We start from the raw sequence: 10,812 nt of genomic DNA, 5'->3' as shown, positions 1-10,812 counted from the left end.
GCCTTGGCGAGGATGACCGCGCCCGCCGCCCGCAGCTTGCGCACGACGGTGGCGTCGCGGTCGGGCGGTACCGCCCGCATCGCGCGCGAGCCGACGGTCGTGGCCAGGCCCTTGGTGTCCACGTTGTCCTTGAGCAGCACCGGGATCCCGTCGAGCGGGCCGCGGGTCTGCCCGTGCCGGCGCCGCCGGTCGCTGGCCGCCGCCTGCGCGGCCGCGGTCCGGTCGAGCGTGAGCACGGCGTGGATCTTCGGATCGATCGTCCGGATGCGCGCGAGGTAGGCCTTGGTCAACCGCACCGAGCTGAGCTCGCCGCGGTCCATCAGCGCCTGCAGGTCGGGAATCGTCGCCGCGTCCAGGTCGAGACCCGATCGCTCGACGCGCTCACCGGCCGCGCTGGCCGGCACGGCCATCGTGAGCACGATCAGCATCAGGATCGAGGCCACGCGGGAGATCGGCACACCGCAGCTAATCGCGACGATCCGAGCACCGTCAACCGACGAGAGTCGCGCGGCGCCGCGCCAGCACGCCGAACAGGTCGCCGAGCTCGCCGGCCCGGTCGAGGACGTCGTCGGCGGTGAACGTCAGGTCGGCGGGTCGCCGGCAGGCGCGGACCTCGTCCCACGAGACCGGGGTCGACACCGTCGGGCGGTCCCGGCCGCGCAGCGAGTACGGCGCGATCGTCGTCTTGGCGGGGTTGTTCTGGCTCCAGTCGACGAACACCTTGCCGCGCCGCAGGTTCTTCGCCATCTTGGCCACGGCCAGGTCGGGCGTCTCGGCGGCGAGGCGCTCGGCCACGGCCTTGGCGTACGCGGAGGGGCGCTCCGCGTCGCGGGTGTGGATGCCCGCGTAGAGCTGCATTCCCTTGGCGCCACTGGTCTTCGCGACCGGGGTGAGGCCGTCGCCGGTGAGGATGTCGTAGAGCCGCTCGGCGATCCGGCAGCACTCGACGACCGTCGTGCCCGGGCCCGGGTCGAGGTCGAACACCAGGCGGTCGGGCGTCCCGCGCACGCCTCTCGCGTCGACTGTCCACTGTGGAACATGCAGCTCGAGCGCCGCGAGGTTGGCCGCCCACACCAGTGTCGGCAGATCGTCGAGCACGACGTGGTCGATGTGGTCGCCGCGGCCGCCGCGCGAGCCGGAGCTGGGCAGCCGCACGGTGCGCACCCAGTCCGGCGCGTGCGAGGGCACGTTCTTCTCGAAGAACGCCTCGGCGGCGACGCCGTTGGGGTAGCGGATGAACGTGACCGGCCGCCCGGCCAGGTGCGGCAGCAGGATCGGCGCGATCCGGCTGTAGTAGTTGATCACCTCGCCCTTGCTGAACCCGTCCGGGTACAGCTCCTTGTCCAAATTGGACAGCGACAGCCGCCGCTCCCCCACCTGGACCATGACCCGCTCGCCCGCCACGACTTCCGCACCTCCCGGGCGCCGGCCCAGGGTGGGCTCCGGCGCGGTGATCTCACCGGGTTCCCGGTCCGGCCGCAGGCCACGCCACGCGGCGTGCCGCAACCGGCGGTCGCCCCGGGTGAACTGGCGGTACACGACCTCGCCGACCAGCACGGGCTCGACCCACCGGACCTGGCGGGCGTCCTCCCGGGACAGCTCGCTCGGGAACGGGCTGGTATGCCGCTCCAGCGCGGCGAGCCGGTCACCGAGGTCCCGCAGGGCACGCTCGGTGAACCCCGTGCCGACGTCGCCGAGGTAGACCAGGTCGCCGCCGCCCTCGTGCGCGCCCAGCAGCAGCCCGCCCACCATGCCGTCCCGCCGCCCCTTGCCGGGCCGCCACCCGCAGACGATGACCTCCTGGGTCTGGGTCAGCGGATGCTTGAGCCACTCCGGGCTGCGCCGGCCCGGGTAGTACCGCGACGCCAGCCGCTTCGCGATGAGCCCCTCGTAGCCGGCCTCGGCCGCCAGCCCCAGCAGGTCCCGCGGGGTTCGGCCCTCGCGCGCGAGGCCGGCGTGGGTGAACGCGGGGACCACCGAGATCGGGCCGTCGAACCCGAGCTCGGCCAGCAGCCGGCGGCGCTCGTGGTACGGCTCGCCGGTCAGGTCCGCGTCGCCGAGGCGCAGCAGGTCGAACACCAGGTACCGCACCGGCAGGTCGGCGACCGGCAGGCCCTGCTGGTAGCGGCCGCGCCGCTCCTGCATCAGCCGGAACTCCGGCTGCCCGACCTCGTTCAGCACGACCAGCTCACCGTCGAGCACGGCCGCGCGCCCGCCCAGGACGTCGCCGAGCCCGGCGGACACCGAGTCGAACTCCGCGGTGATGTCCTTGTCGTTCCGGCTGGTCAGCACCATCGTGCCGGTGGCCGACACCCGCAGGACGGCCCGGTAGCCGTCGTACTTGTACTCGTAGCCGAAACGCGGGTCGTCGGGCAGCCGGCCGCGGCTCGGCGAGGCGAGCATCGGCGCCACCGGCGGCGGCAGCCCGGCACCGCCGGTCACGCCGCACTCATCCGTGCGTTTAGCGGACGTTCAGCCGCCGCGCCGGTCCGCACGATACGGTGGTGGAGGGGACGGGCGTGGTGGGAGCGCCCGCAGCGGATACGGGGGACCGTGATGGCAGACCAGAGCGTGATGGACACGCCCATCTTCGACGCGTTGCTCGCCGAGCTCGGCCTGGAGGTACCGGCCGCGGACCAGGACACGTCGACATCGAACAGTACGGCCGGGCCCGGCGCCAACCCGACGCCGCCGGAGTGAACGGCTCCGCGCCGGGGGTGAGCGCTGGCAGGGCCTGGAAGGACGCCTTCCAGACGTTGAACGTCAGCATGGCGTCCTTCCTGGCCGGCCGCTGGGATCGGCCCGCCGGGCGGCGCCGGCGCGGAGGCGCACCCGACGGGCCGTGGTCAGCGCGGCGGTCTCCACGGAGGCCGGCCGAGACGGCGAGCACGCACGGGGCCGATCGGGCCGTCGCACGGAACTGGACGGAATTGGACGATCAGCCACCCGCCGGGTGCGTGTACGTCGTCATCACCTCCGCGTACCCCCTCCGGCCGGGAACAACCCACGGCTACTTCGTTCGGCGCCGGGCGGGGCGGTCCGAGAGCAGCAGCAGCGGGACGCCGATGAACAGGAGGCCACCCACGATCCAGAGCACCACCGGCCACGTGGTGAGCAACGTCAGGCGGTCGACGTTGTCCTCGGCCTCCCGCACGTTGGCGGCGACGGTCTCCTCGTCGAGGTTCATCGTGCCCTCGTACACCGTCGTGCCCTCGCCCGGCTCCTCGCCCGGCGTCAACAGCTCCTGCGTGCCCCTGTCCTCCACGGCGAGCAGCGCACCGGTGACCGGCTCGACCCACATCGTGCGGCGGTCCGAGTAGAACCGGTCCACCATCACCGAGTTCTCGTCCACGCCGACTAGCGATCCCGGCACCTCCTGCTGGCCGACGCTCGTCGGCGGGGACTCCGCCACGAAGCGGTAGACCTCGACTCCCTCGACCGTGTCCTCGCCCTCGAAACGCGCCTCCACGGTGCCCTTCAGCATGAGGTCGTAGTACTGGTAGCCGCGCTTCTCGGTGTCGAACGGGAACTTGAAGTTCAGCCCCGGCTGCTGCACGCTGTTCGGGTCCTCGGCGACCCGCTCGCCCTGCTCCTCGGAGATGTACTGCCCCGAGCACGGCGCCACCGCCTCGGCGCTGAACCGGTCCAGGCACAGCGCCCGCAGCGACGCGCCGACCACGATCCCGCTGGCGTGGTCGACCGTCCGCTGCGCCTCCACCCATACCGCGACGTCGCCGTCCTCGACGACCTCCGGCTGGGTCAGGTCACCACTGACGTAGGTGGTCGTCGTGAGGTCGAGGCCGTGGCGGATCTGCGGCGTCGGCACGCCGCCGACCTCGTCGACGACCACCGACGTGACGCCGCTGCCCTTGGCCACCGAGACGTTGTCCACGTCCAGCGGGACCTTCGCCAGCTTCGGGTAGGCGTAGAACCGCAGCAGCAGACCGAGCGCGACGGCGAACACCCCGAGTCCTATGAGGACACAGCTGAGGACACGGCGCATGGCTCACCCGCTTCACGGTCGCGGTCTCCGGCAATTGTGCCGATCACCGAACCGCCGGATACCGCCGAACGACGTAGCGACCCGTAGTGCCATCCCGTCGTGCCACAACGCGCTATCGCGGCCGGCCCACGTCGGGCTTTCGGTAGTCGCACACCCCGGTCGGGAAGATCTGCTCCAGCCGGTCGATCTCCGCCCGGCTCGGCCGCCACGATCCGTACAGCCCGCGGGCCACGGCCGCGCGAACCGGCTGCAGCGCGCACTTGTAGTGCTGCTCGTCGAACGGGCCGCCCGCGACGGTCCGGGACGTGCCGTGGATCGGGAACCGTTGCGTGCACGGCCCCGCGGGCGCGCGGTCGAGGATGCCGCGCCACGCGTCGTGGCCTCGGTACAGCAGCGTGCCGTCCGTGGCGAAGCAGCTGTCCACCGCCTCCGCAGGCTTGTTCCCCGCCACCCCGCGCGACGGGTGGGCCCGCAGGTTCGCGAGCCACCGGTCCATGACCGCGAGCGCCATCGGGGTCTGGTCGAACGACCGGGCCGGTCGCGCGTCGGTGAACCACACCACCTGGTTCGCCGCGTCGCCCCGCCGCTCGATGATGCGTTGCCGGGACGCGAACGACTGGCGCGCGTTGTGCATGTCGAGCTCGGCGTCGAGGTAGTGGCGCCAGTCGATGACCGGGATGTCGATCCGGCCGTCGAACACGAGGCCGGACCGGTAGGCGGCACGCATCGCCTCGACGCTGCCCTCGGTTCGCGGGGCCACCCCGTCCGGCCCGGGCACGGTGGCGTTCCGGGCACTCCACACGTCGATGTCCGCCGGGCACGCGGCCGGGATGAACGGGCAGCCCTCCTGGACGGCCTGGCTCGGATCCTTCCAGCCACCGACCGCGGCGTTCAGGTCGAGGAACTCCGCCGGCGTGATGTGCCCGTCCACCAACGCCTTCAGCCCGTACTGGACGCCGACGTTGTCCCATGTGGACCTGGCGAACCCGGTGACCGGATCGCGGCCGTACACGTTGACCGCGTCGTTCCAGTGCGTCCACTCGACGCGTGCCTGCTCCTCGGGCGGGATGCCCGGCGCGGTCCCGAACTTCGGGTTCAGCACGAGCGGGGACAGCCCGCGCCAGCCGTTGACGCACTCGCTCGACCCTGGCGCCGCGAGCCACGGCGTCAGCTGGTGGTACGGGTTCGGCACCGTGTCCGACGCCGCGAGCCCCTCCAGGAGCGGGCGGTTGGACCACTGCCGCCACTTCGAGGCCGGGTCCGCTCGCACCTTCAGGTCCATCCAGCGCTCGAGCAGCTCGCAGTCGCCGACGTGGATGGTCTGCGTGACCATGTCCGGGTAGGAGTACTGCGGGATCGCCGCGTCCAGCAGCCCCTCGTGGTTCTGGCCGTACACGTACTGCTGGATGCCACCGCCGGACCCGCCGAGGCCGACCGTGTACACAGGGTCGCCGTACTCGGTCACGAACCGGGACTTGACCATCAGCGCGGTCTCGCCGCCGAGCACCAGGTTGTAGTGGGTGTTGGTCTTGGTGCCGGTCGACCACGCGATCGCGTAGCCCTGCCCGAGGCCGTACGGGTAGCGGGACTCGCTCTGGTTGTTCGAGCCCTGGTAGTGGCCGATCGCCACGCCGCCGCCGAAGTAGTGGATGAGCTTGCGGTTCCAGTACGGCAGCGAGCCCGGCCCGCTCACCGACGGGTCGAGCACCGCGATCGTGTAGATGAAGCGGTTGATCGTGCCGCGCTCCCAGCGGATCACGAAGTCGACGCGTGAACCGTCGCTCGTCGTGGTCGTCGTCATGTCGGCGGGGCGGGGCGCCGCCGGGTCGTACGGCTTCCACGTGTCGTCGGCCGCGCGGTAGTAGTAGTCGACCCGGGTCGCGAGCGAGCAGTCGTCGTCGAGGAACGGGCCGGTGAGGTCGAACCCCGCGAGGTGCTGCGGTGTCGAGCAGAAGAAGTCGGGCTGCTGCGGCCCGGAGAACATCGGCCCGGTGACCGGATGGTTCACCAGCCGCAGCGTGGCGCGGTCGTGGCGGACCACGGCGCGGACGGTGCTCTCCCCGGTCGGCAGCCCGCGCAGCACGCCCTCCAGCGCGTGCGGGGCCCGGTCGTCCGGGACGAACGACGACGTGACGTCCTGGCCGTTCACGGACACGGTCGCCGCGTCGAGGGGCGCCGACCGCGGCACGACGACCCGCACCCGGGCCGCGCCCCCGCTGACGTACCGCGCGGGGCCGGACAGCATCTCCAGCCGCACCCCGTCCCGGCCGCCCGAGGGCGCGGCCGTTGCGACGGTGACCGAGCTCCCGGCCAGGCCTGCGGCGACCACCGCGGAGACGACGGAGACGACAACGGAGACTCGACGCTTCATCGCGCCCTCCCGGACCTCGGCCCCAGCAGCGGACACCCGGCGACGAGCCGGGATCCGCACTGCCCGGAAACGCTAGGCCGGGCGCGCGGGCGACGTCAACGCCGCCATTCGGCCCCGGGGCGCGGGCCCCGTCATCCGGCGTCGACCGCTCGGCCTAGCATGACCCCGGTGAGCGAGCCGACGTGGTTGACCAGGGACGAGAGCCGCGGGTGGCGCGGGTGGCGCGAGGGCCGGCGGATGCGTCCGACCTCATGAGCACGACGTTGACACCGCCCGGATCCACCCCTGAGTCCACACCGGAGCCCGCCGCCGAGGCGACGACCGCCCCGGCCCGGCTGCCGGCCGTGCGGAGGTTCGCCGCGGGGGCGTGGCTGCCGAGGCTCGTCACGTTGCTGGCGGCGATCCCGGTGGCCACCACGCTGCGCGACGTCGCCAACTCGGGACGCCTCCAGCACCTCGACTACCTGTTCCAGCTGTGGCGCGTCACCAACCCGGACGGCTCGCTCAAGGCGTTCGACCTACGCAACTACCTGTCGAACGAGCACATCCTCGGGCTGCCGACGCTGCTCTACTGGATCAACATCAAGTTGTTCGACGGCGACAACCGCACGCTCGGCGTGTTCGTCGTGGCGGTCGCCGTGGCCACCGTGGTCGCACTGGGCCTGGCACTGCCGCGGACGCTCCCGCCGCTGGTGCGGGCCGGCCTCGTGGTGGCCGCGTCCGCGCTGATGTTCAGCCCGCACGGGCTGTGGAACTACACGCGCGCGATGAGCGGCACCGCCTGGCTCACCGCCAACCTGATTGTCGTCGTGGCCCTGCTGTTCGCCGTGCGCGGCAAGTGGTGGCCCGCGTGGGCCCTCGCGGTGCTGGGCAGCCTCTCCTACGCCACGGCGTTCGCGGCGTGGCCGGTGCTGGCATTGATCGCGTTCGCCAGGCGGGAGCCGTGGTGGCGCAGACTGCTGCCGCTGGTCGTGGGCGGCTCCCTGGTACTCGTGTGGATGGCCTACCGGCCGTCGGCGCCGCTGGCCGGGCAGCCGACCAGCGACCCCGCGGGCATGCTGTACTACTTCCTCGCCATCGTCGGCAAGCTGTGGAGCGTGGACAGCGGCGCGGTGGCGGCGATGGCCGGCGTCGTGGTCCTCGGCGTCTACCTGGCCATCGCCTCGAGCAAGGTCGCGCGGGAGCCGCGGATGTGGTTCTGGTGGGCGCTGGCCGGCCACGGGTTGCTCGGCGCGGGGATGATCACGGCGGCGCGGGTGGACTACGGCGGCGAGATCGGCATGTCCACCTCCCGCTACACGTCGGTCTCCGTGCTGCTGGCCGTGCCCGCGATCGTGCTGCTGGCGACCGTGGTGCACCGCCGCCTGCCCGCGCGGGCGTACCAGGTCACGGCCGCGGTGGTCATGGTCGGCCTGCTCGGCTTCGCGCTCGGCGGCCGTGCCGGCAGTGAAGAGCGCGCGGCGAACACGGAGCACTTCGTGGAGGCCGTCGCCATTCGCGGTGGCTTCAGCGACGCGTACCGCCGCTACCCGCCCGCGGACGAGCTCGCGCCGCGGCTGCGGGCGCTCGGCCACTACCCGTTCACCGACGACTTCACCCTCGGCTGCGGCGGCCCCGAGCTCGGGTCCACCTTGGACACGGACGCCATGACGGCGCTCCCGCCCGCGCTCGGCAACAAGGTGCCCGACCACCCGGCCGGCGCCGTGGAGTGGACCGAGCCGGCCCAGCCGGACCCCTTCTACGACGGCAAGCGGGTCCCGGTCTTCCACGGCTGGGCCGCCGACGCGACGGATCCGGTCCGCTGCGTGGTGGTCGCGGATCCCCGGGGCACGGTCGTCGGCGGCGGCGTGAGCGGACAGACCCGCCCGGACATCGCCTTCCAGTACGCGGGGATCATCCCGAACACGGGCTTCACGGTGATCGGCCCGATCGAGTCCGGGAGCCGCATCGTGGTCATCCACGAGAGTGGCGCGATGCGGTGGCTGCCAGCCCAGGTGCCCCAGAACAACCAGCCCCGCTGACTCGCGATCCGACCGAGGCAAAAGCCGGTGCCGAATCGTGCCGAAACCGGCTGAACCGCGGGTGCGACCACCACGTAGGAGGGTGCGGAGCACACGGCCACGTGCGCTTTCCTGCGTGCGAGTGGATCTGTGGCACGCAGTGGCGGATGTGTCCCGTGATTCCGTTTCACGGGGGCCACCTCGGACGAAGGAGAGATCAATGGGCACCAATCGGCGTGCCGTGTTAATGGGCGGACTTGCCACGGCCGCGGCCGCGGTAGGGGTAGGCGTTGTGAGCGGCAGCGCGGCGACGGCTGCCAGGAAAAGTGTCTCGCAGCAGGCGTTACAGCCGCTGCTGCACGGGTTGGACGGCGAGATCCGGTTCGACGAGGAGACTCGGGCCGCGGCCGCGGACGACTTCGGTCATATCGTCGAAGACACACCCATCGGCGTCCTGTTACCGGGTTCCGACGAGGACATCGCCAGGGCGGTCCACCTCGCTAGAGCACTGCGCGGCAAGGTCGCGCCGCAGGGGCAGAGTCACTCGGTGTTCGGCCGGTCCATGGCCCGCGACGGTCTGGTCGTGGACATGTCGACGATGAACTCGATCGGCACCGTCCAAAGCGACCGCGTGGTCGTCGGTGCGGGTGCGAAGTGGAGCGACGTGCTCCGGGCGACCCTGGCGCAGGGCAAGACCCCGCCGGTGCTGACCGACTACATCGAACTGTCCGTCGGTGGCACGATCGTCGCCGGCGGCGTCGGCTCGACCACCTCGACGCACGGCGTGGTCGCCGACAACGTGATCGAGCTGGATGTGGTCACCGGGAAGGGCCAGAGGTTCACCTGCTCGGCGAGCCGGAGGTCCGACCTGTTCAACGCGGTCCGGGCGGGCCTCGGACAGGTCGGCATCATCACGAGCGCGACGATCAAGCTCATCGACGCGCCGGAGTCGGCACGCCGGTTCCAGCTGAGCTACCCGGACCTGGCGACCATGCTCTCCGACCAGCGGCTGCTCTCCCGCGACAACCGGTTCGACGTGGTCCAGGGCGCGATCGCGGCACCGCCGACCGGCTTCGCGTTCCGGATCGACGCGGTGAAGTACTTCACCGGCAACGAGCCCGAAGAGGGTGCCCTGCTCGAGGGCCTCTCGGACATCCAGTCGGCCCGGCAGATCTCCACGCTGGCGTACTTCGACTTCCTCAACCGGCTCTCGGCGCTGGAGGCGCTGCTGCGGGGGAACGGCCAGTGGTTCTTCCCGCACCCGTGGCTCACCTCGTTCGTCGGCGACTCCGAGGTCGAGTCGGTGGTCAGCGGCGAGCTGGACCGGCTGAACCCGCTCGAGGACCTCGGCCAGTTCGGCCAGATCATCCTCTCGCCCCTCACCCGGAGCGCGATCAAGAGCCCGCTGATGCGGCTGCCCTCCGACAGCCTGTGCTACGCGTTCAACTTCGTCCGCGTCCCGACGACCGACGACGCGGCGAACGCCCAACGGCTCGTGGACGCGAACAAGGCCGCCTACGGCCGCATCAGGGCCGCCGGCGGCACGCTCTACCCGGTCCACGCGTTCTCGCTGAGCAGGTACGAGTGGCGCAGGCACTTCGGCGCCGCGTTCAGCCGGCTCTCGCACGCCAAGCACAAGTACGACCCCGGCGACGTGCTCACCCCGGGCTACGAGATCTTCTAGCGTCCACATAGGACATCCGCACACCCCCTCCGGGCGCGAACGTTCCCGGAGGGGGTGAATCGCGGTGCCAGGCGAGACCCTCGCGCACGGGTCAGCTGAGCCGGTCCCTTCCGATCGTCAGCAGGGCCTGGATCGGTAGGTGGTCGGACGGGAACTGGCCGTCGCGGGAGAACGTGTTGATGCCCGCGGCCTCGACTGTCAGGCTCCCCCGCGTGAGCGTCCAGTCGATCCGCGTGCCGTCCGGGACCAGCGGCTCGTAGCCGTGCCAGGTCGCGTACAGCGGGCTGCGCCACTCGGGTGCGGCGATCCACGTGTCCGTCAGCCGCGCGCCGTCGACGAGGACCGTGTACGCGGCGGACTGCCCGGCGGGGGTGTTGAAGTCGCCGGTCAGGATCACCGGCAGCTCGGGCGGGAGCGCGTTGATCCGGTCGCGGACCAGCTCCGCGCTGCGGACCCGGGAGCTCTCCGAGACGTTGTCGAAGTGCGTGTTGACGACGGCGAGCTCGGTACCGGTGTGCCGGTCCCGGAACCGGGTCCAGGTCGCCATGCGGACCGTCCGGTTGCCCCAGGACCGCGAACCGGCGACGTCGGGCGTGTCGGAGAGCCAGAAGTTGCCGGACTCCAGCACCGCCAGTCGCCGGGTGTCGAAGAAGATCGCGCAGAACTCGTCGCGGATGCCGCCCGCGCGCCCCTCGCCGATCCAGTCGTAGTGGTCGGGCAGGTCGTGCTCGATGTCGCGCAGCTGGCGGTGCAG

8 protein-coding genes are annotated in these 10,812 nt (G+C 71.7%); 3 read left to right on the top strand and 5 right to left on the bottom strand.

What is annotated here, in order from left to right; all coding sequences use genetic code 11:
- Together ACRDTB_RS35125 and ligD are read right to left on the bottom strand one after the other, a co-directional pair.
- Positions 1–443, bottom strand: a 443-nt coding sequence (locus ACRDTB_RS35125; RefSeq protein WP_431436560.1) for an amidase family protein, incomplete at its 3' end; no start/stop codon positions are given.
- A 46-nt stretch (positions 444–489) separates the two neighbouring features.
- A complete protein-coding gene (ligD, locus tag ACRDTB_RS35120; protein WP_431436559.1) occupies positions 490–2,442 on the bottom strand; it encodes a DNA ligase D in 1,953 nt (650 codons plus the stop codon).
- A gap of 114 nt (positions 2,443–2,556) precedes the next feature.
- On the opposite strand from ligD, the gene ACRDTB_RS35115 reads away from it, so the two are divergent.
- Positions 2,557–2,700: a hypothetical protein gene (locus ACRDTB_RS35115; protein WP_431436558.1), complete on the top strand. Its 144-nt coding sequence runs from the start codon at positions 2,557–2,559 to the stop codon at positions 2,698–2,700.
- A 310-nt stretch (positions 2,701–3,010) separates the two neighbouring features.
- On the opposite strand, the gene ACRDTB_RS35110 is transcribed toward ACRDTB_RS35115, so the two are convergent.
- Complete coding sequence (locus tag ACRDTB_RS35110) at positions 3,011–4,003, bottom strand: DUF3068 domain-containing protein (protein ID WP_431436557.1); 993 nt, start codon at positions 4,001–4,003, stop codon at positions 3,011–3,013.
- 112 nt (positions 4,004–4,115) lie between these two features.
- Positions 4,116–6,374, bottom strand: coding sequence for a DUF6351 family protein (locus ACRDTB_RS35105; protein ID WP_431436555.1), 2,259 nt, complete (start codon positions 6,372–6,374; stop codon positions 4,116–4,118).
- A gap of 251 nt (positions 6,375–6,625) precedes the next feature.
- Between ACRDTB_RS35105 and ACRDTB_RS35100 the strand changes: the two genes are divergently transcribed.
- Together ACRDTB_RS35100 and ACRDTB_RS35095 are read left to right on the top strand one after the other, a co-directional pair.
- The gene (locus ACRDTB_RS35100; RefSeq protein ID WP_431436554.1) at positions 6,626–8,395 is read left to right on the top strand and encodes a hypothetical protein; all 1,770 of its coding nucleotides are present in this window, start codon (positions 6,626–6,628) and stop codon (positions 8,393–8,395) included.
- A 271-nt stretch (positions 8,396–8,666) separates the two neighbouring features.
- Positions 8,667–10,058: an FAD-binding protein gene (locus ACRDTB_RS35095; RefSeq protein WP_431436553.1), complete on the top strand. Its 1,392-nt coding sequence runs from the start codon at positions 8,667–8,669 to the stop codon at positions 10,056–10,058.
- Between the two features lie 91 nt (positions 10,059–10,149).
- Here the strand turns inward: ACRDTB_RS35095 and ACRDTB_RS35090 are convergent.
- Positions 10,150–10,812, bottom strand: a 663-nt coding sequence (locus ACRDTB_RS35090; RefSeq protein WP_431436552.1) for an endonuclease/exonuclease/phosphatase family protein, incomplete at its 5' end; no start/stop codon positions are given.

Origin of the sequence: Actinophytocola sp. (genome assembly GCF_050699935.1) — a bacterium.
GTDB lineage: Bacteria > Actinomycetota > Actinomycetes > Mycobacteriales > Pseudonocardiaceae > Actinophytocola.
Note: the sequence above shows the minus strand (reverse complement) of the source record. Positions and strands in the feature narration are given on the sequence as shown.

Bases quoted from the DNA above. Each gene is read 5' to 3' on its own strand.
- ACRDTB_RS35115 (WP_431436558.1), top strand. From the start codon at position 2,557: ATGGCAGACCAGAGCGTGATGGACACGCCCATCTTCGACGCGTTGCTC.
- ACRDTB_RS35110 (WP_431436557.1), bottom strand. From the start codon at position 4,003: ATGCGCCGTGTCCTCAGCTGTGTCCTCATAGGACTCGGGGTGTTCGCC.
- ACRDTB_RS35105 (WP_431436555.1), bottom strand. From the start codon at position 6,374: ATGAAGCGTCGAGTCTCCGTTGTCGTCTCCGTCGTCTCCGCGGTGGTC.
- ACRDTB_RS35100 (WP_431436554.1), top strand. From the start codon at position 6,626: ATGAGCACGACGTTGACACCGCCCGGATCCACCCCTGAGTCCACACCG.